The organism is Paraburkholderia sp. A1RI-2L, from assembly GCF_048957375.1.
In the GTDB taxonomy this organism is placed as follows: Bacteria; Pseudomonadota; Gammaproteobacteria; order Burkholderiales; family Burkholderiaceae; genus Paraburkholderia.
On the sequence record NZ_JARBTA010000002.1, the window covers coordinates 361,929 to 381,998 of the forward strand.

The window sequence follows — 20,070 nt, forward strand, 5'->3', positions numbered from 1 at the left end:
GATAGTCAGGTAGTCAGCCCTGCCCGGCAGAGGCGATCGTTTCCGCCGACTCGCCAGGCAAGTTCGGCGCAGCAGGCACTGCGGGTACCGCGATTCGCAGGCGCTCCATCGTTCGCGCCGGATGAACGAGCGCCGCGCCGATCAGGCTGCCCACGACCGACAGTGCGCCGCACAGCGCGAATCCGGCCTCGTAGCCATGCGCCCCCGGCATGCCTTGCACGAGCCGCCCCATCACCACGGGCGCGATCATGCCAGCGAGCGACGCCACCGAATTGCCGATTGCCAGAATCGCGCCTCGTTGCGGCGCGGGTGTGACCTCGGCCAGCAACGCCGGACAGAGCCCATAGGCGATCGGCGTGCAACCGAACGTCAGGATCAGAATCGCGAGGCGCAGCGCCAGCGGCATTTGACCGTCGAGCAGGCTCATGTAGCCGAGACCGGCAGCAAGCTGGCAGCCGGACGTGTACCAGCCGCGCGCGATCCGCGAGCGCACGCCGCGTGCGATCAGCCGCTGGGCGATGAACGACAGGCCCAGCGACACCGGCACGGCCGCGGCCATCACGAGCGCGTAGTAGCGTCCCGAAGCAACCGCGTCGTATGACAAACCCTTCTGGAAATAGACGGGCAACCACGTAAAGCCGAGCGCCACGCCCCAATACGACACGAACTGCAGCAACATGCTGCCGAGCACCGTGCGATCGGCGAGCAAACGGCGATAAGCGACGCGTGCCTGCGGCGCGGCCGAAGCAGGGTGATCGTCGAGGCGGCCTTCCCTGCCGAAAGCCAGCCATAGCGCCGACCAGATCACGCCGATGCCGCACAGCATGACGAAATTCGCCCGCCAGCCCCAATGCCGCGTCACGAGCGGCACAGCCACGCCGGCGGCCAGCAAGCCGATGCTGCCGCCCGCCACGTATAGCGAAACGGGCAGGATCCGCTTGCTGGGCGGAAACCATTTGTAGACCGCATGCACGGCGACCGGATAGGCGGGCCCCTCCGTGAAGCCGAGCGCGACGCGTGACGCCATGAACACCAGCATCGACGAGGAGACGAGCAGCGGCAACTGGAACAGCGACCAGGAAAGCGCAAGGGCGAGCGCGATGACACGGGTGGAAATGCGGTTGGCGAGAAAGCCGCCCGCAATGCCGCCCACGGCGAACAGCCAGAAGAAACTGCTGCTCACGATGCCGAACTGCAAGGGACTGATTGCAAGCTCGTTCATGATGGGCACGGCCAGCATGCCGATGACCACCTTGTCGAAAAAGTTGACCATCAGAAAGGCCAGCATCAGCAGCGCGATGCGCCATGCCTTGAACGGCTCGTATTCCGTGCTCATATCGTCTCCTTTGTGGGGACGTCGCGCACGGCGCTTCGCTGCAAGCGCCTCGTGGCGCCGGGCACCGAAAGCCGCCGTGCAAGCGCCCTTTTTATCTTGCGTCGTTCCGGATCATGTCCGCCGCTTTTTCGCCCACCATGATGGCCGGCGCGTTCGTGTTGCCGGCCGGCACCGTGGGCATGATCGAAGCATCCACCACGCGCAGGCCTTCCACGCCGCGCACCCGAAGTTGCGGGTCGACCACGGCCCTCTCGTCCACGCCCATCCGGCAAGTGCCGACCGGGTGGAACACGGTCTCGGCTCTCGTTCGAACGAAGGCGCGGATCGCGTCGTCGTTCCTGTTGTCGTCGCCGAATGCTTCCGTCGCGATCTCGCGTCCGCCCTCGCGGGCGAGCGCAGGCTGCGCGAAGATCCTGCGGATCAGCTTCACGCCGGCGACCAGCCCTTCCATGTCGCGCGCGTCGGACAACAGGCGCGCGTCGATGATGGGCGCATCGCGCATGTCGCCGGAGCTCAGTCTTACGTGCCCCCGGCTATGGGGCCGCAGTACGCAGGCGTGGCATGAATAGCCGTGCGGCGGCTTCGTCTTGCCTTCGCCGCGCTCGCCCACCATCGCCGCTGTGAAGTGGAGTTGCAGATCGGGCTCGGCGAGATCGGGGCGGCTCTTCACGAATGCGCCCGCCTCCGCGATATTGGACGCCACCATGCCCGTGCGGTGCCGGCGATAGCGCAACACTTCGCCGAACATTCGCGCGAAGCCTCGCATCGAGTAGCCGAACAGATCGGTCGAATCGACCTGCTTGTTGATGACGATGTCCGGATGATCGTGCAGGTTTTCGCCCACGCCGGGCAAATCGTGAACGATGCCGATGCCAAGACCGCGCAGATGGGAAGCAGGCCCGATACCCGAAGCCATCAGCAACTGCGGCGAGTTATAGGCCCCGCCGCTTACGATCACTTCGCGCCGTGCCCGCAGGGTTTGCTCCACGCCGTCGCGCACGACCGTCACGCCAACGGCCCGACGGCCTTCGAAGCAGATGCGCAACGCCTGCGTGTCGGTCAGCACGGCAAGACCCTTGCGGCCGCCGTTCAAACCGGCGTTGCTGGCGTCTGCCCGATGGAGATAGGCGCGCGCGGCATTCCAGCGTTCGCCGTTGTGCTGTGTGACCTGAAAGAGACCGGCGCCTTCCTGCGTCTCGCCGTTGAAGTCCGGGTTCAGACGCACGCCCGCCTGCTGCGCAGCCTCCAGAAAACGCCGCGAAAACGGGTTCGGCGTACGCAGATCGCTGACGTATAGCGGCCCGCTACCGCCGTGCCACGGATCGTCGTCACGGCCTGCGTATCGCTCGTTGCACTCGCTGCGGCGGAAATACGGCAGCACGTCCTCATAGCTCCAGCCATTGCAGCCCAGCTCCGCCCAGTGATCGTAATCGCGGCGGTGGCCGCGGATGTACACCATCGCATTGATCGACGACGAACCGCCAAGACCCCGGCCGCGCGGCTGCCAGGAGCGACGCCCGCCCATCGCGCTCTGGGGCTCCGAGTAGTAGCCGTAGTTGCGCACCCCCCGATGGCCCGCCGTCTTCGCGATGCCGATGGGTGTCCAGACGGTGTAGTGGTGATCGTGCGGCCCCGCTTCCAGCAACGCCACCGTCACACCCTCATCCCCGGCAAGCCGGCTCGCCACGGCGCATCCCGCCGAACCCGCGCCGACGACGATATAGTCGAATTCGCCGGCGCTCGACGGGGAAGGTATCTTCCGCCCGTTATGTGTCATTTCGCATTCCCTATCGTTGTGCGGGCGCCGTATGCATTTACGGCGCTGGTCGCTATGCGGCTCCGACCACCGACTTGAACTCGAGGAATTCCGCAATGCCGTATTCGCCGAACTCGCGCCCGTTGCCCGACGCCTTGTAGCCGCCGAACGGCGCGCTCAGGTCCATGCGCGCGCCGTTGATCAGCACGGCGCCCGCGCGCAACTCGCCCGCCACGCGTTTTGCACGCGCGGGATCGGCAGACCACACATAGGCGGCAAGGCCGTAATCAGTGTCGTTCGCCAGGGCAATGCCGTGCGCCTCATCCTCATACGGAAGCATCACGAGAACGGGACCGAAGATTTCTTCGCGCGCGATCGTCATGTCCGGGTGCACGTCCGCGAATACCGTAGGCTTGACGTAGAAGCCGCGTGCGAGGCCATCGGGCCGCCCCGGGCCGCCCGCGACGAGTCGCGCGCCCTCGCTCACGCCAATTGCGATCATCTGCTGGACCCGTTCGAACTGGGCACGGTTCGCCATCGGCCCCAACTTGTGCGCCGCTTCGCGCGGGTCGCCGACGCTCAGCGCACGCGCGGTGGCGGCCGCGATGTCGACCGCCGCCGCATAGTGTTGACGCGGCACCAGCATGCGCGTGGGCGCGATGCACGTCTGCCCCGAGTTCATCATGCAACTCGCCACGCCAGCAGAGACAGCGGCAGTCAGATCCGCGTCGTCGAGAATGAGGTTCGGAGATTTGCCGCCCAGCTCCTGCGCCACACGCTTGACGGTCGGCGCTGCATTGATGGCCACGGCCACACCAGCGCGCGTCGAGCCAGTGATCGAAACCATGTCGACGTGGCGATGGCTCGACAACGCTGCGCCCACGCGTTCACCGTCGCCATAGATCATGTTGAACACGCCGCGCGGCACACCCGCCTCGTGCAGAATTTCGGCGAAGAGGTACGCATCGAGCGGCGCGGCTTCCGAGGGCTTCAGGACGACCGTACAACCCGCGGCCAGCGCGGGCGCCACCTTGGCGGCGATCTGGTTGAGCGGCCAGTTCCAGGGCGTGATCAGCGCCGAGACGCCCACCGGCTCGCGCACGATGGAGGTCGAGCCCCGGCGGGTCTCGAACGGAAAGTCCTTGAGCGCAGCGATGGTGGTCGCGATCTGCCCGAGTCCGGCGGGCGCGTGCAATTCGCGGCTGAGCCATGACGGCGCGCCCATTTCCGCGGTGACCGCCTCGGCGAGATCCGCCATGCGCGCCTTGTAGCATTGCGCGACGCGTTCCAGCAACGCGAGCCGGGTTTCGCGGCTGGTGCGCGACCATGCGGGAAATGCCGCGCGCGCCGCAGCGACTGCGCGCTCGACATCTTCGGGGCCGCCCATCGCGAGCGTGCCGATCACGGCTTCAGTGGCGGGATCGACGATATCCACGTACGTCGCGGGCGACGACGCTTCGACCCACGCGCCGTCGATGTAAAACTGCTTCAATTGCTTCAATGTCGTCTCCTGTCCATGGGGCCCGGCACGCCGCCGGCCCGCGTTGGCGCGTTGGCGCGTTAACCGCGCTCTGCCGGTGATGCGAGATTCGCCTTGCTGTCCAGCTGGTTCTGATTGTCCTGAACGATGCGCCAGAGCAGCTTGCCGGCAGCCGAGCGCGGCAGGCTCTCCACGAATTCGATCTGGCGCGGCACCTTGTAGGCCGCCATGCAGCTGCGCGCCCACTCCATCAGCGCCTCAGGCGTGAGCGTGTCGCGCGCTGTGTCGCGCAGCACCACCAGCGCCTTGACCGTCTCGCCGCGATGCGCGTCGTGCGCCGAGATCACGCATGCTTCCCGCACCGCCGGGTGCCCATGCAGGCGCGACTCGATCTCCGCCGGCCACACCTTCAGGCCTGATGCGTTGATCATCCGCTTGAGCCGGTCCGTGATGTAGAAGTAGCCATCCTCGTCGTAGTGGCCGATATCGCCGCTGCGCACGAAACGCTTGCCGTCGATCTCGACGAACGCCGCCTCGCTCGCGTCGGGCCGCCCCCAGTAGCCGTCGAATTGCGTCGGGCTATGCATCACCAGTTCGCCGGGCTGGTTCGGTCCGAGTTCGGTGCCGCCGTCCGGGTCGATCACCCGCGCATCGACATTGATCTGGGGAATGCCCGCACATTGCTGGCGCGATGCCTGCGGCGGGTTCATGTGCGTGCTGCCGCAGGTCTCGGTCATGCCGTAGCACTCGATGTACGGCACGCCCAGACGCTGCTCGATCTGGCGCGCGACCGCCTCCGGCATCGCGGTGGCGCCGCCGTATAGACGGCGCAGCGAGGAAAGGTCGTGCTGCGCCAGTTCCGGGCGCCCGAGCAGTTCGACGAGCATGGGCGTAACCGCGGCCCAGCATCCGATGCGGTGGTGCTCGATGAGGCGCGGCACGGCGGCCGCGTCCCAGCGCGCGAGCAACACCATGGTGCGGCCCTGGACCAGCGCCTGGTTGAGCGCGCACATGCCCGCCACGTGACTCACCGGCAGGGTGATCAGGTCGCTGCTATCGGGGTCGTCGGAAAACCACAGCACGCGCTGGTTGACCACGTACGAAAACGCGCGGTGGCTGAGCATCGCGCCCTTGGGTTCGCCGGTGGTGCCCGAGGTGTAGCCGATCACGGCCAGGTCCGCGCTGCCGGCAAGCGGCGTGGGCGCGATGCCGGCGGCGAGCGCGCCGGCAAATTCGTGCACGCCCGCTTGCGTGAGGCGCTGACGCGGCTCGCGCACGAAGGGGGGAATCTCCATGAACGGCACGTCGCGCGGCTCGCCGGCGAACTCGGAGCACGCGCCGACCACACATCCGGCGAGCGCGCCGCTCTCGAGGAGCGGCGCGAGGCGCGGCAGCATATCCTGGGTGGTGATGGCCACGCGCGCACCGGAGTCGGCCGCGTAGTAGGCGACCTCGGCGGCCGTGCTCATGGGATTGGCGGGCACGACGACCGCGCCGCAGCGCAGCACCGCGTAATACGCGATGGCGAAATGCGGGCAGTTCTGCATGAGCAGCAGCACGCGATCGCCGCCGCGCACGGAAAGACGCTGCTGCATGTAGCCGGCGAGCTTGAGCACGGCTTCGTGCAGCGTGCGGTAGCTCATCTGCGCGCCGTAGTAATCGATCGCGGTTTTCTCCGGGCAGCGCGCCGCGCTGGCTGCCAGGAAGCTGAACAGGTTGGACTCGGGCGCCCGCAGCGTATGGGGCACGCCCTCGGGCCAGTGTGCGTAGTGTCGTGTCAGTCGCGCCATGGCGGTGGGTCACAAGGTTGGGCGGGACGGCGTCCCGGTTGTCCGCATCATCGCTGGCCGGCTGCGGCGCTTCACTCCCCGACGCGGGGGGCAAGGGTGGCGGTGCTTATGCATATGTCTCGCCGCACCCGCGGCGAGACGCTAGACCCCGTGCGTCTCGGCCTCGCTCGCGCTGAGATCGCGAAAACGCGCCGCGGCGCCGCCCCGCCCGCCGACTCCCAGCTTCAGGTAAATGTTCTTCAGGTGCCATTTCACCGTCTCGGCCGACACGTTGAGCACCGTGGCGATCTTCTTGTTCGACATGGCCTGCGCCAGCAACGCAAGAATCTCGCGTTCGCGCTCGCTCAAGGCATCGACAGGCACGACGGCAGCCGACACCCGCGGCACCGGCAGCGCCGCCGCGCACGCCTGCGCAGCACGCAGGCGTTCGCCATAAAACGCGAGCACGGGATCGGCTACTGTCTGGCTGGCCAGTGCGGCAAACATGCCCGGCGCGCTTGCCGCGACATCGAGCAGCGTGCGCATCAGGCCAAGCGCGTGCCCCTGCTGCAATGCCTGAACGAACGCTTTGCCCGCAGCAGGCAGATTGCCCACGCCGTGATGCGCCATGGCCAGTTGCAGCCGCAGCGTCGTCGAGAGTCGGCGTCGCCCGTTCTGCTCCGAGGTGGCAACCAGGGCTTCGAGACGACCAACCAGACCCGCGTAGTCGCCGGTGTGCAGGCACATTTCCACGCACGCGCGGGCGGCGGCAAAGCGAATGCGCGCCGCCATGTCCGGCCCCGCGCCCGCATATCGCATTTCAAGCGTGGCGAGGCGTTCGACTACGGTATTGGCCCGCTCCGTCTCCACCTGCTCCAGATGTCTGCGCAACCGGAGCACGAGCGCCTCCGCCAGCACGCGGTCGAGGCCGTAGCGCCCGGCATACGATTCGAGACGGTCCAGCCAGGCGCAAGCCTGGGCTCGCCGCCCCGCCGCCCAGTGGGCGTTGGAGAGCACGGCGAACGCGCGCATCACGATCTCGGGCAGCGACACTCGTTCGAGCATGCCGATTCGCGGCTCGAGCAGCTGGCAGGCCGCCTCGATGTCGTTGGTTTCGTAGAGCGTATCGGCCAGCAGACTCGCCGCCATGCACGCGACGCCCACATATGGCGGCCCCTGGCGCTCGGCCTCGTCGAGCACTTCGCGAATGATCTTCTCCGCCTCCTTGATGCGCCCTTCCATCGAGAGACTCAGCGCACTCATGCAGCGGCCCAGCAGGTTGCTGCGCGGCGCCCCGGCGCGGCGCGCCATGTTGTCGAGCACGGCCCGCGCTTCGTCGTATTCGCCGCGCGACATGTGCAACCAGGAAAGCACGTTGCTGCGGCCATTCCAGGCGAAGTCGTCGGCATCGTCCGGTATCGCGCGCAGCTCGGGCAGCATGGCGACAATTGCGTCGGTGTCGTCCTGCTGAAGCGCGAGGGCGGCCCGCAGCAAGCGCAGCGCGTAGCGCTGATGCTCGTCGAGCGCATCCGAAGAGGCTTCGAGCTGATCGAGGCTGCGCCCGAGCGCCTGGAAGTTGCGCGAGTAGAGATGGACATACGCCATCACGATATGCAATGCAAAGCGTTTCTGGACCAGTTCGAGCGGCAACATCCGCAGGAGTCCCGACAACTGGTTCAGCTCGCCTTGGGCCAGCAGCGCCTGCGCGCACCGCTCGACCATGCTGGCCGCGGCGGAGGGATCGCCCGCCTTGACGGCATGGAACACCGCATCGTCGATCTGACCGTGCGCCTCGAACCAGCGCCACGCCACGGCGTGCGCGCAACGCAACGCCTCGGCGTCGCGTTCCGCCAGACGGGTCAGCAACGTTTCGCGCAGCAGCGGATGAATGCGATACCAGATCTCGCGGTCGTGGCTGCCCACCTGCGTGATGAAGAGATTGTCGGCTTCCAGCTGCGCGAGCCGCGCCCGGATATGGGCCAGCGCTTCTTCGCGCCCGACGACGCTCGCACAGAGCGGCGCGCTGAAGCGATGACACACGGCCACGCGAGTCAGCATGTCCAGATCGTCCGCGGCGAGCCGCAACAGGACTTCGCATTCGAAATAATTGGCGAAGGTGCGCGGATCGTGCACCTTCACGACCGGGTAGTCGCTTCCCTGGCGGGTGCGCAGATCGACCGCGAACAACTGCAGGCCGGCCACCCAGCCGTCGGTCAGCGCATGTAGCGCAGCCGCGTCGCGCGCTTCGATCGAGCCGAGCTGCTCGCGCAGATAACGTTCCGATTCCGCTTCGCTAAAGCGCAGGTCGCGCATGTCGAACTCGCTCACGGCGCCCTGCGATCGCAGCCGGTCCAGCGAAAGCGCAAGCGCACTGCGCGAGCACAGCGCGAGATGCAACTGGGGCGGCGCGTAGTCGAGCAGCCATTGGAGCGCCTCGAAAATACGCGGATCGCTGACGTGATGCAGATCGTCGATCATCAGCATGATATGGCGCTGACGCTTGCCGAGCGCCTGCACGAGCGTGATGACCCAGTGCTCGATCGCCGTATCGTCGCTTCCCTGCGCGACCAGCAGCGCGGCATCCCGCACCACGGCCGGGTCGGCCTCCGCGATGCTCGCGAGGAGGCAGTCGAAGAACCTCGCGGGCTCGTTGTCCTCGCTCGAAAGCGACAGCCAGCTCACGTCGAAGCCCATCGAGATGAGCGACTTGCGCCACTCGATCATCGTACTGGTCTTGCCGCTGCCGGCCTGCCCCTGGATCACGACGCAACGGTGGCGCCGCGCCTCGAGCAGGCGCGTCATGAGGGCATCGCGCGCCATCATGCGCCGCGTGCTGCGCGGAGGCAGCAGCTTGGTGCTGGCGACGGGCCGCACGGCGCGATCGGGCTGCGCCTCCTCGCTCATCGGGTAGCCCGTGGCCGGCGCGGCAGCCTCCATCGGCTCGGCATGCCGGACTTCCGCGTCCAGCGCGCCGCCGTTTCCGAAACCCGCCAAAGGAAGCGCCTGCGCCCCATATGCGTTCATGAACCAGTGAAACGCACGCGCCCCATGCGAGACGCGCTGCTTCTCGATGAACGAGAGGACTTCAGCGATATGCTCGGGCAAGCCCCCTGCGCACAGTCCGGCCTGCGCGTCGCGCAGGTAGCCCTGCAGCAGACGCAGCCAGGCGCTGCCGTTCGGCGCGAGCCGAACCTGAAAATGCTCGCGGCCGCAGAGCCACTGCTGAACCGCCGGATGATGATGAGATAGATGATTGTCCGCGACGACAAGCAAACGCTTGCCCGGCTCCAGCCGCGTCTCGAGTTGGCCGAGGAAGCCGAGCCACGACACATGACGCTGCACGTTGACATGAGTCCCGCCGCTGCCGCTCATCAACGCCCGCAGGGACGTAATCAGCGATGTCGCCAGGTGACGCTGCCAGGCGTGAACCGGACGCGCAACCTCAGGCGCTCGCGCCAGGTGGTCGTCTGCGGGAGAAGCTTCGATCCGTTCATCCAGCGCGAAGACGAGCGCGTGCTCTGGTGGCGCGATATAAAGCCCGACGATCGCCGCCTGCCGGCCGTACAACTCCGGCAGTCCGTCGCCCCGCTGCGTGCTGCCCGCCTGTGGCGCGATGCCAGTCGCCCTCCAGTGCCGCGATACGCTTGCCGCGCTCACGCCCAGTTCCGCCGCGAGCTTGCGCGTGCTCCAGGCCTTTTCGCCGTTGCCCGGCGCCTCGGTCGTGAGCGAGACGAGCCGCGCGACATCGAGCTTGATGGGCGGCGCCCCGCGCGGCAGTTCCTCCTTGATGCCGGCGATACGCGAGCGGACATACCGCTCGCGCCAACGCGCCACCTGCACGCGGCCAATGCCGAGGTCGTGAGCGATAGATTTGTTCTGGGCGCCGTCAGCTGCCATCAGCACGATTCGCGCTCGCTGGGCGAGTTTCGCATTGCCATTGGACGAAGCAACCAGTGCAACGAGTTCGTCGCGCTCGGCGGCGGTGAGAACAACAGGAGGAGCGACACGCATGATCGTACGGGATGAAATGACTGTTGAGGATCGCGAAACGTGCCGTGATCGTTACCGCTCACGGCTCCACGACATTGAAATCTCCGCTGAAACGGTCCAGCGTGGCCAGCAATGCCGTAAAGCGATCCGCCTCGCCGTCGAGCACGATATGCCCTTGCGCGATGGCGTCCGGGAACGTGGTCTGCACCAGAAGGATCCGGTTCAGCGTTGCGCGGGACAGCGACACCGTCACATGCGCAGGCATGACATGCGGCGTTTCCGAGTGGGTCAGCGCGCCGTGCTGCAGATTGAGCGCATAGCGCTTGCCCGTATCGGTGAAATGCCACGCGAAACGGCTGTGCATGTGCTGGGCCTTGAGACCATCCACCCGTATCGCGAGGTAGTCGAAGAACAGCGTGTCGCTGATCGCGCACACCATGTCGGCGCTGCGCGGGTTGACCGCCGCGGTGCTCGCGCGGCCCTCGCGCAGTTCGCGGGCGCCGAGCAGGAACGCGTTGCGCCACGTCGCCGATTCGGCCTGGAAGCCCATCTGTTCGAGCGCCGCCGCGCACAGTTCGCGTGCCTCGCGGTTGCCGGGTTCGGCGAATACCAGATGATTCATGACCTGCGCGACCCAGCGGTATTCGCCACGCTCGAAGTCGCGATGCGCGCGTTCGATCATGGCCTGCGCGCCCCCCATGTACTCGACATAGCGCGGACCCGACATCTCGGGCGGCAACGCATGCAGGTTGCTCGGGTTGCCGTCGTACCAGCTGAGGTAAAACTGGTAAATCGCCTTGACGTTGTGCGAAACGGTTCCGTAGTAGCCGCGCGCGTGCCATTGCGAAGCGAGACTATCGGGCAGGCGCATCTGTTCCGCAATCTCGATGCCGGTGAGGCCGTGATTCATCATGCGCACGGTCTGATCGTGCAGGAACTTGTAGAGATCGCGTTGCTGCTCGATGAAGGCGGTGATGCGCGCATTGCCCCACGTGGGCCAATGGTGCTGGGCAAACACGACGTCGGCATGAGGCGCATAGCGCTCGAGCGACTCGTTCAGATAGTTCGACCACAATCTCGCATTGCGGACCTGCGCGCCGCGCAGCGGACAGAGATTGTGCAGCGTGCGCGTGCCATTCTCGGCCAGGTTCAGCGCACGCAATTGCGGAAAGAAGAAGTGCATTTCAGCGGGTGCCTCGCTCTCCGGCGTCAGCTGAAACACGATCTCGATGCCGTCGATCACGTGCGTCTCGGTCAGCTCGCGAATCAGCAGCGTGGGCTCGATCAGCGTGACGGTGCCTCTCGGCCCGGTCTTGCCGAGCCCTGCATCGATCTGGCAACAGGCGTTGCGCGCGAGGGTGGAGCCGCCCTGGAACTGCGCGCGGCGCCACATGACGGTTCCCGCCATGACGTTTTCGGACACGGCCTCTTCCATGAAGCCGAACGGCGCGATCACGGCCACCTTGCCGGCGCGCACGTCGGCCTCGGTCGTCACGCCCTTCACGCCGCCGAAATGATCGGCGTGGCTGTGGCTGTAGATCACGGCGACGACGGGTTTCGCGGGCCGGTGACTCAGGTACAGGTCGAGCGCCGCATGAGCCGTCTCGCGACAGGTCAGCGGATCGATGATGATGAGCCCCGCATCGCCCTCGATGATCGTCATGTTCGACAGATCGAAACCTCGCACCTGATAGATGCGTTCGGTGACCTTGAAGAGACCGTGAATGAGGTTGAGCCGCGCCTGACGCCACAATGACGGGTGAGCGGTTGCCGGAGCCACCGGATCGTTCAGGAAGCCGTAGTCGGCCACGCTCCATACCAGCTTGCCGCAGGCGTCGCGCACTTCGGCATCGGGCACCGTGCCGATGAACCCGCGTCTTGCCTCCTCCTCGTCCATATGGTCTTCGGGGGGCAGTTCGCGGATGGCCTGCTGGTGGGCCGCTACGGTCGACGGCGTGGCGAAGCGCGCTGCATGCTCGTTTTCGGACGGTGAGATGGAAGGGGCAAACGACATGTTCAGGGTCTCCGGCTATCGTCTTGATGTTTCGTTGTGCTACCCATATGGCGAACTTTCGGTCGATGTTCGATCGATGCCCCCGGGAAAGCGGCATCCTCGGCCGCACCGCACGAAGGCGTTTCGTATGAGCAATGCAACGGAAAAGCCGGGAGTCAGATAAATCCGAAGGCCACAGGCGATATTTGATCGCCTGGCGGCATATAATTCAAATGAAAGTTTTTTATTCGAGCCATGCAAAAAAGGTTAATCCGTGAACCTGAAGCGACTGGAACATTTGGTGGCGGTAGTTGAGGAAGGCACACTCGCGGCGGCGGCGCGGCGAGTCAATCTCACTCAACCGGCATTGACGCGCAGCATCCAGGCTCTGGAGGACGAGGCTGGCATGGCGCTCCTCGATCGTGGTGCGCGCGGCGTGACCTTGACATCGACGGGGCGCATGGTGCTCGAGCGCGCAAGGCGCATTCTGTTCGAGGCGAGCTGCCTGGAGCGGGACCTCCAGCTCGTGCAACAGCACGAAATGGGCGTCGTGCGATTCGGGCTCGGCCCGTTTCCAGCGGCGATTCTGCTGTCCCGGGTGCTAAGGGTCATGCAGCGCGACTGGCCCAATCTGCGCGTCAACGCAGAAGTGAATAGCAGCGAAGCCTTGTTCGCGGCACTGCAGTCGGAGCAGCTGGATTTCGTGCTGACCGCAAACCGCCTGATGCCGCTCACCGTCGAACTGGAAGTGCGTCCGCTGATGCCCGAACCGATCGGATTTTTCGCGCGGCCGCTTCATCCACTTTGCGCCGGTCCGATTGAGCTGGCACAGATCCGCGAAGCCAGGCTGGCTTCGGTGCCGCTCCCGGTCTCCGTACACGAACTCTGGCGAACGATGCTTCGATGCCGCCCGGGCGAAGACGTGGCGACGCGCGTAGAAAGCACCGATTTTCGCGCGTTGACACAGCTCGCCTGCCATGAGGATGTGGTTTTGATCGCGCCGAACCGCGCTGTGGAAGATGAGCTCGTTTCGGGCGAGCTCGTTCAGTTGCTGATCGAAGATATGCAGGATCTGAAGGTGCAATATTCGATTGCTTATCTTGCGCAACGGACCCTCTCGCCTGCCGCCGAGAAAGCGATTGCCACAATAGAGGCGGTGGGCTGAAGGTCCTGAAAAGGCGATGTACCGCAGATGCCTGACGCTGCGGCGTCGCAGTGTGCGCCATTGCGATTGGCTGCACACAAATTTCGGATTACCTTTCAATTCTTTGCGTGCCTATCATTACCGCACGACAGGCTTCATGCTTGACATGGCTTTGCGGATTGCGGTCTCGGCGGGGACCTTGGGGTATCTCGCTTCATAGCCTGCGACGTACCCCCAAAACTACCCCCACGAATCGGTGGCAGTCAACGGAATGAAGCGGCTACCCAAGGACGTCCGGGAAGACCGGCGCCGCTATCCAAACTGCACTGAGGGTAAGAAAAACAGAACGTCCAGGAACACCCTGGAACGCTTTGGAATGGTGGGCCGGGTCGGACTCTCATTGTAGGCGCTCCGGCCCGTCCCGTAAGGGATTGGCAATGTGGCGACACGCGGTTACCCCCAGATCTACCCCTGCTGAGTGGCGGAACAAAATGGAACTGGGCCGCTGAAAGCGCCAAGCCTGCCGTCGGCACCTCAGTAGCGTTAACCGGACGGCGATGTCGTCATATTACAACTCTCTCAGCACCGCGACGCGGGATGAATTGCTTCCGCGCGACGCGTTTTTCTTCATGAGCGACCGCCGCGCATTTCGCACTTGGGCCCGCGCTCTGTGAGCACGCTTTCACCGGCACACCATGTCATCTCGGACAACGAAAAGGCACGCGTGGCGGGCTGTTCACGTGCGTGCATCAGTTCCGGTCTGTTCTCGCGATAAGCCCGCGTTTCGAGTGGTGCAAACGGTAACCATCGCCGTCAGTTCTCTATCGCCCTTGCCCGCGAATGGACCTCGAAGACCGCAATCGCGTGCCGCTGGGCGGCAACCTGCTCCTCCAGCGAGAACGCCGCTTGCGCTGCCTGCTCGACCACGGCGGCATTGTTGCGGATCACCTGATCCATGCGGCTCACTGCCTCGTTGACCTGCCCGATCCCGCTGCGCTGCGCTTGCGAAGCTTCGAAGATGCTGTCGTTGATCTCGACCACGCGCTGAACCGCACGCCGCACGTCGCCCATGGCTTGCGCCACCTGATCCGCATGTGCGGCGCCACCCGAGATGGACTCAACCGAGTTGCGCACCAGCACCTTGATTTCTTTCGCTGCGCTCGCCGCTCGCTGCGCGAGACTGCGCACCTCCCCGGCGACGACGGCGAACCCGCGGCCGTGCTCGCCGGCACGCACTGCCTCGACAGCGGCATTCAGCGCGAGGATTTTGGTCTGAAACGCGATCCCTTCGATCACCGCCGTGATTTCCACGATCTTCGCCGAACTGGCGGAAATCACGCTCATCGTGCCGCGCATCCGCTCGACGGCCATCACGCTGGTTCTGTCGCGGTAGGCGATTTTGGCGAACGATAGCGATATGATGAGGATTGCTTAAATCGCCAGCGAGTAGAATTGCCGGGCGGCCGATGGCTTGAGTTTGCCTGCGTCTATCATCTGCCCCTTGGCGATCATATGCATGATTTCAATGCCACTCAACAAGATGCAAGCACAGCGAAAATCCTTGAATCCCAACATGGGTCGGCTACGGCGCTTGATCGCCCGATGGTCTTGTTCCACGATATTGTTGAGATACTTGGCCTGACGGATCTTGATGGGCGTCTCACGCGCGGCGTTCACGGAGTGCAGCCCGGCCAGATTGGCACCACTCCTGTCGATGGTTACGGTTTCGGGTGCGCCATTCTGATTGATGGCCTTCTCGAAGTACCGTCGGGCCGCGTCCTTGTCCCGCTTGGCTCGCAGCAGGAAGTCAACCGTGTTGCCGGCCTTGTCGACGGCGCGGTAGAGATATTTCCATGTGCCCCGGACCTTCACATAGGTCTCGTCGACACGCCAGCTCGTGCCGACCGGGCGCTTTGCAGCGGCGGAACGCCGTTTCAAGCACCGGCAGAAGCTTGATCGCCCACCGGTGCACGGTCGAATGATCGACCGCGATTCCGCGTTCGGCCATCATCTCCTCGAGATTGCGCAAGCTGAGCGGGTAGGCGACGTACCAACGCACGCACTCCAACATTATCTCGAGCGGATAGTGCAACGGCTGCGTCGTGGCACAGGACGCAGTGCTGGGTGAAGTCGGTCAAGGTTTTGCGTATGCGCAGGCACGCCTCGAACCCGCATGCATTTCGCACTGCATGCGCTTCATCGGCCGCGCTGCGCGCGCCGTGGAGATTGCACAGGAGTACGTGAAAACGCGCCAGTCGTTCGGCAAACCACTTGCGGCGTTACAGCAGGTGCAAGCCATGATTGCCGACTCGCACATTGACCTTCACGCAAGCCGCCTCATGACCTGGCACGTCGCAGCATTGATGGATGCGAGTCAGCCTGTCAAGCAGGAGTCCGCTATGACCAAGGTCTTCGTATCCGAAGCGGTCAACCGGGTTGCTGACCGGGCAGCGCAGATGATGGGAGCACTGGGTATGTCGGAAGACACCCCAGTCTCGTGGATCCTTCGCGAGCTACGGCCCTTCCGCATTTACGACGGCGCTTCCGAAGTTCACCGCGCCGCGCTCGCGAGACGCATTTTGCAATTAAGCGAGAAATCTTCGTCATGACTTCCTTTCAAGCTCTACGCCTCCATGCGGGCGAATCCGAACCTGTGCGCCGCATCGAGTGCTTGCAGATCGACCAGCTCAGCCCTGGCAACGTGTTGATCGAAGTTGCCTACTCCAGCATCAATTACAAGGATGCCCTCGCCTCGCGCGGAAAAAACGGCATCATCCGGGAATATCCACGCATCGGCGGCATCGACTTGACCGGACGCGTTGCACATTCCGATGACGATCGGTTCAGGCGAGGCGATGAAGTGATCGTGCATGGCTTCGGTATTGGCGTGGACCATGACGGCGGTCACGCAGCGTTTGCGCGCGTTTCAGGCGATTGGGTAATGCGCCTGCCCGAGGGCCTCTCGCTCTTTGAGGCGGCAGTGCTGGGAGCAGCCGGCTACACCGCCGGTTTGGCGCTGCACTGGATGGAACACAACGGATTGTGTCCGGAACGCGGCCCAGTGCTGGTCACAGGCGCCACGGGCGGCGTCGCCAGTATTGCCATCGACATGCTGGCTCAACGGGGTTATCAGGTGATAGCCATGAGCGGAATGGCCGATGCGCACGACGAATTGAGAGCGCTCGGCGCCAACGAGATCATTGACCGGTCCGAATGCCAGTCAAGTCCGAAGCCGCTCGAAAAGGGGCGCTGGGCTGGCGCGGTGGATTCGGTGGGCGGTAAGACCCTCGCCTGGCTGCCCCGCACGATGCAGCCGGAAGGCATCATCACCGCCTTCGGCAACGCCGGCGGCACGGATTTCGATACGACGGTGTTGCCGTTCATCTTGCGCGGCGTCCGACTGATCGGCATCAACGCCCACAGCCCTATGCCGCTACGGCATGAAGTCTGGGCCAAGATCGCAAGCATTTACCGTCCCGCCAGGTTAGATCGAATCGCGCACCGCATAGCGCTCGAGCAGCTGCCGGAGCATCTCGACATGATGCTGGAGGGAAAATTGCGGGGGCGAACCGTCATTCAAATGCATAGATGAACGAGGTGAGTGAGCTTCCCCTGAAATTTCGCCTTCCTTTGGGTCGCGTATAAACTCGACCCAAAGGAGGGAAAGCAGAGATGTTCGAGGTGCCGCTTCAGGTGTCTGATCACAATCGAGTAAAACAACGCTCTGGTTCATCGCATGCAACTCCATTTGAACACACGCTTTCCTATTGCTCACATCACTATCTAATAAGGGTCGCGAATGCCGGTAATGCCACGCTCGCGTAGCGCACGAATCAGTGTCGAGCGCTCCCTTGCGACGTTCGTCAAGGCCGGGCGGCGATGCGCTGCGATCTCCTCCGCCGTATAGGGCTTGAAGTCCTTCGGCAACGCAGCGGGGTTCATCGTAACGAGCAGCCAGTTCAGTACATCCGCAAGCTCCTGGTCCGACAACGCCGAATTGGATGCCCCCGGGACGCGCATGACGTACTCGCGTCCCTGCGGCAAATGCTCGAAGTACCCAAGCGAGTTGGCGAGCGGAGGAATTTTCCCGGCAACGCCCACCGCGCCTCGCGTATGGCAGCCCATGCAGTTCAGCACCCAGTTCTGTTGTGCAAGCGCGCCGCCGGAAAGCGACTGCGCGCCCGCGATAACCGGGACTTGAACGAAGCAGAGGCATGCGAGTACATGCCATGCTATCTGCCTTGCACCTCTGACCCGCGCGCGCATCATGGCCCCGTCGATCTCGCGACGGCCGGCACACAAACGTCGGTGCCAGCGTGCGCTCCATGTATCGAGTTCATAGTCCCAATCCCTTTGTGACCGACGCACGTTGCGTATGCACTGCCGCTGCATCCAGGCTTTGCGCGCGGGCTGTGTGAATCTCGGCGGCCGTGAACGGCTTCGTGCCGCCATGCGACGGGTTCAGGTCGAACACGACGTAGTTCAGCACCTGCGCGAGGTCCTCATCGCTCAGCGTCGCGAAGCTCGGCATCTTGAAGTTGTAGCTCTTGTCATGCACCTTGATCTCGCCGAACATCCCGTGCACGACCGTCGCCGTCAACTGGGCACGTCCTTGCGCAACCGTCGAGTATTTGCCCGGATATTCCGTGAGCGGCGGTGCGAGGCCGTCCTGTCCTTTGCCACCCGCCTGATGGCACACGGCGCAATGCGCCCCGAACAGGCTCTCGCCTGCGGGAAAGTGTGCCGCCTGCTGTGCGTGGGCGATATTCGCCATGGCGATCGAGCCGGCAGCCGCCATGCAGGCGGCGAAGATCTTCCAATCGTTCTTTCGTTTCATTGCTTTGCGGCTCCAAGAAGAACCGAGACCGAGCAGTGATAGTTCGCGTTGCCGCTTGCCATGCACCAGTTGATATCGTTGTTGAGCGAGAGCTTGTACAACGGCTTCTCACGTTCGTTGCGATTGCAGAAGCATCGTCCGCACGAGGTCTTTCCACAACAATCGTTGTACGAAACGATGTAGTCGGAGCCGTCGTGCGGATTGCGGCAGGTGCCGATCCACGTGATCGGCGAAGGCGTCGTACCGGGCGGGCAACTGCTCGAAGTGCCGCCGCAGCAACTGCAAAGCCAGCCATCGATCGCGCAGTATTTCCAGTAGTCGCAGCTTTCCGGATCGTCGATTGCCGCCGGCAACGCCGCAGCGCCCGACGCCCCTGCTTTCGCAGACGCCGCGTCCGCCGCATAGGCGGTGCGGTCGACCGGAAGCAGTGGCAGCATCGCCGAGCCCACCAATGCCTTGCCGAGCTTCGCCATTGCGCTGCGCCGCGAGCTGCGCTGCGCGACCGTGCGGGCCGATCGCTCGAACCATGAATCAAACATGCCCATATCATTGTTCTCCGCTGAAGTTGAAAGAGGTCTGCACGTCACACGTGCTGCGCATGTTGATCGTGATGGGCGCTGCCGTGCACGAACTCCTGAAGCGAGCCGACGCCGCGCTCCTTCGCTTCAAAGAGGCTCTCCAGATGCTCGCGCGTATTGACGAGGCCCTTCGCACGCACCTTGCCGGTCTCGTCGAGCAGCACGGCGTATGGCAGCTTGCCGATCTGGTACGCGAGGCCGAGCTCTTGCGACAGCACGTACGGGAAGCGTTCGAGGTGGTGCTTCCGGGCGAAGCGCGTGTGCTCGTCGAAATCGCCGTCACTCGCGAGCACGACGTTGACGGGTGTCGACTCGCTCGCTTGCAGCGACGGCAGCAGCGGCAGCAATTTCTTGCAGACCGGACACGTCGGCGAGAGGAAGAACAGCAGCGTCGCCTTGCCGGACGGATCGATCCCGCCAACCTTCAGGTTCGCGCCACGAATATCGGACAACTCGAACGTCGGCGCGATTGAGCCCACCGCCGGCCCCTTGTCGATCATCAGCGCGCCCGCGGGCATGATGCGTTCACACAAGATGCCGACCTGGCGAACGAGCGCGAGACAAATCGCGCCGAGCGCGAGCACGGCGAGCCACAGCAGCGCAGTGGAAACAGTAAGAGCGGTTTGCATCATGAATTCCTCAGGTGAGAAAGCCGCGGCGCATTGGCGATCAGCGCGTCGACGATAAACAGTGCGCAGACCATCAGCAGCACGGCAAAGAAAAGCGTCAGGTAGTCGAACCACACGATCTGTCGTGCGGACGATGCGATGAAAGCGGTGGCAACCAGCGCCGCGAGCAGCAGCGCGCGCGCGACGTGGGGCCAGCCGATGCCGCGCGGCGCGCTCGCCTGCGATGCGCCAAAGCCCGAACAGCCGCAATCGATATCGGTATGGCCGCGCACAATGTTCAACGCCAGTGCGACCGCGAAGGCGAGCAGCAGCGCAACGAGCACGGCCGCGCCGATGGTCCGCGTGGCGGGAAACAGCAGTGCTGTTGCGCCAAGTGTTTCCGCAGCCGGAATCGCGAACGCCACGGGTGCAATCAGCAGGTCGGGCAGCAACCCGTAGCCGCCAAGCGCACGGCGGAACACGGCGAGCCCGCGCCACTTCGCGAAGGCGCCGAGCAGCACCACGACGGCCGTCCCGGCCTGCATCCCCGTTGCGAGTACAGGATCGGTCATCATTGCG

The 20,070-nt window shown here is 64.5% G+C and carries 15 protein-coding genes and 1 pseudogene; 3 read left to right on the forward strand and 13 right to left on the reverse strand.

The window, feature by feature from the left end; all coding sequences use genetic code 11:
* Positions 1-13: 13 nt before the first annotated feature.
* The 6 genes from PWP93_RS16520 to PWP93_RS16545 form a co-directional block, all read right to left on the reverse strand.
* Positions 14-1,336, reverse strand: a complete 1,323-nt coding sequence (locus PWP93_RS16520) for an MFS transporter (protein WP_421045160.1) — start codon at positions 1,334-1,336, stop codon at positions 14-16.
* Between the two features lie 91 nt (positions 1,337-1,427).
* The gene (locus tag PWP93_RS16525) at positions 1,428-3,113 is read right to left on the reverse strand and encodes a GMC family oxidoreductase (RefSeq protein WP_421045161.1); all 1,686 of its coding nucleotides are present in this window, start codon (positions 3,111-3,113) and stop codon (positions 1,428-1,430) included.
* Between the two features lie 52 nt (positions 3,114-3,165).
* Positions 3,166-4,593 (reverse strand): aldehyde dehydrogenase family protein, encoded by a 1,428-nt coding sequence (locus tag PWP93_RS16530; RefSeq protein ID WP_421045162.1) that lies wholly within the window; start codon positions 4,591-4,593, stop codon positions 3,166-3,168.
* A gap of 59 nt (positions 4,594-4,652) precedes the next feature.
* Positions 4,653-6,362, reverse strand: coding sequence for a long-chain-fatty-acid--CoA ligase (locus PWP93_RS16535; protein WP_421045163.1), 1,710 nt, complete (start codon positions 6,360-6,362; stop codon positions 4,653-4,655).
* A 141-nt stretch (positions 6,363-6,503) separates the two neighbouring features.
* Complete coding sequence (locus PWP93_RS16540) at positions 6,504-10,352, reverse strand: LuxR C-terminal-related transcriptional regulator (RefSeq protein WP_421045164.1); 3,849 nt, start codon at positions 10,350-10,352, stop codon at positions 6,504-6,506.
* A 58-nt stretch (positions 10,353-10,410) separates the two neighbouring features.
* Positions 10,411-12,345: an alkyl/aryl-sulfatase gene (locus tag PWP93_RS16545; RefSeq protein ID WP_421045165.1), complete on the reverse strand. Its 1,935-nt coding sequence runs from the start codon at positions 12,343-12,345 to the stop codon at positions 10,411-10,413.
* Positions 12,346-12,598: 253 nt separating this feature from the next.
* On the opposite strand from PWP93_RS16545, the gene PWP93_RS16550 reads away from it, so the two are divergent.
* A complete protein-coding gene (locus PWP93_RS16550; protein ID WP_421045166.1) occupies positions 12,599-13,489 on the forward strand; it encodes a LysR family transcriptional regulator in 891 nt (296 codons plus the stop codon).
* 792 nt (positions 13,490-14,281) lie between these two features.
* Here the strand turns inward: PWP93_RS16550 and PWP93_RS16555 are convergent.
* Together PWP93_RS16555 and PWP93_RS16560 are read right to left on the reverse strand one after the other, a co-directional pair.
* Positions 14,282-14,839: a methyl-accepting chemotaxis protein gene (locus PWP93_RS16555; protein WP_421046103.1), complete on the reverse strand. Its 558-nt coding sequence runs from the start codon at positions 14,837-14,839 to the stop codon at positions 14,282-14,284.
* A gap of 60 nt (positions 14,840-14,899) precedes the next feature.
* A protein-coding gene (locus PWP93_RS16560) for an IS6 family transposase (protein WP_421046104.1) occupies positions 14,900-15,539 on the reverse strand; the annotation gives its coding sequence in 2 pieces (ribosomal slippage) (positions 14,900-15,388 and positions 15,390-15,539; 639 coding nt in all).
* Between the two features lie 25 nt (positions 15,540-15,564).
* On the opposite strand from PWP93_RS16560, the pseudogene PWP93_RS16565 reads away from it, so the two are divergent.
* A pseudogene (locus PWP93_RS16565) lies at positions 15,565-16,077 on the forward strand (acyl-CoA dehydrogenase family protein); the annotation flags it as partial.
* Positions 16,074-17,060, forward strand: coding sequence for a YhdH/YhfP family quinone oxidoreductase (locus PWP93_RS16570; RefSeq protein WP_421045167.1), 987 nt, complete (start codon positions 16,074-16,076; stop codon positions 17,058-17,060). The pseudogene PWP93_RS16565 and the gene PWP93_RS16570, both read left to right, overlap by 4 nt.
* Positions 17,061-17,251: 191 nt before the next feature.
* Here the strand turns inward: PWP93_RS16570 and PWP93_RS16575 are convergent, their stop codons facing one another.
* The 5 genes from PWP93_RS16575 to PWP93_RS16595 all read right to left on the reverse strand — a co-directional run bounded on the left by PWP93_RS16575 (position 17,252) and on the right by PWP93_RS16595 (position 20,066).
* Positions 17,252-17,737, reverse strand: a complete 486-nt coding sequence (locus PWP93_RS16575; protein WP_421045168.1) for a c-type cytochrome — start codon at positions 17,735-17,737, stop codon at positions 17,252-17,254.
* A gap of 67 nt (positions 17,738-17,804) precedes the next feature.
* Positions 17,805-18,305 (reverse strand): c-type cytochrome, encoded by a 501-nt coding sequence (locus tag PWP93_RS16580; RefSeq protein WP_421045169.1) that lies wholly within the window; start codon positions 18,303-18,305, stop codon positions 17,805-17,807.
* Positions 18,302-18,850, reverse strand: a complete 549-nt coding sequence (locus PWP93_RS16585; RefSeq protein WP_421045170.1) for a methylamine dehydrogenase light chain — start codon at positions 18,848-18,850, stop codon at positions 18,302-18,304. The genes PWP93_RS16580 and PWP93_RS16585 overlap by 4 nt, the downstream gene beginning before the upstream one ends.
* 38 nt (positions 18,851-18,888) lie before the next feature.
* A complete protein-coding gene (mauD, locus tag PWP93_RS16590; protein WP_421045171.1) occupies positions 18,889-19,515 on the reverse strand; it encodes a methylamine dehydrogenase accessory protein MauD in 627 nt (208 codons plus the stop codon).
* The gene (locus PWP93_RS16595; RefSeq protein WP_421045172.1) at positions 19,512-20,066 is read right to left on the reverse strand and encodes a MauE/DoxX family redox-associated membrane protein; all 555 of its coding nucleotides are present in this window, start codon (positions 20,064-20,066) and stop codon (positions 19,512-19,514) included. The genes mauD and PWP93_RS16595 overlap by 4 nt, the downstream gene beginning before the upstream one ends.
* Positions 20,067-20,070: the final 4 nt, after the last annotated feature.

Coding starts and splice junctions, on each gene's coding strand:
- PWP93_RS16595 (WP_421045172.1), bottom strand. CDS start 20,066: ATGATGACCGATCCTGTACTCGCAACGGGGATGCAGGCCGGGACGGCC.
- PWP93_RS16555 (WP_421046103.1), bottom strand. CDS start 14,839: ATGGCCGTCGAGCGGATGCGCGGCACGATGAGCGTGATTTCCGCCAGT.
- PWP93_RS16535 (WP_421045163.1), bottom strand. CDS start 6,362: ATGGCGCGACTGACACGACACTACGCACACTGGCCCGAGGGCGTGCCC.
- PWP93_RS16585 (WP_421045170.1), bottom strand. CDS start 18,850: ATGGGCATGTTTGATTCATGGTTCGAGCGATCGGCCCGCACGGTCGCG.
- PWP93_RS16545 (WP_421045165.1), bottom strand. CDS start 12,345: ATGTCGTTTGCCCCTTCCATCTCACCGTCCGAAAACGAGCATGCAGCG.
- PWP93_RS16540 (WP_421045164.1), bottom strand. CDS start 10,352: ATGCGTGTCGCTCCTCCTGTTGTTCTCACCGCCGCCGAGCGCGACGAA.
- PWP93_RS16525 (WP_421045161.1), bottom strand. CDS start 3,113: ATGACACATAACGGGCGGAAGATACCTTCCCCGTCGAGCGCCGGCGAA.
- PWP93_RS16575 (WP_421045168.1), bottom strand. CDS start 17,737: ATGATGCGCGCGCGGGTCAGAGGTGCAAGGCAGATAGCATGGCATGTA.
- PWP93_RS16570 (WP_421045167.1), top strand. CDS start 16,074: ATGACTTCCTTTCAAGCTCTACGCCTCCATGCGGGCGAATCCGAACCT.
- mauD (WP_421045171.1), bottom strand. CDS start 19,515: ATGATGCAAACCGCTCTTACTGTTTCCACTGCGCTGCTGTGGCTCGCC.
- PWP93_RS16520 (WP_421045160.1), bottom strand. CDS start 1,336: ATGAGCACGGAATACGAGCCGTTCAAGGCATGGCGCATCGCGCTGCTG.
- PWP93_RS16580 (WP_421045169.1), bottom strand. CDS start 18,305: ATGAAACGAAAGAACGATTGGAAGATCTTCGCCGCCTGCATGGCGGCT.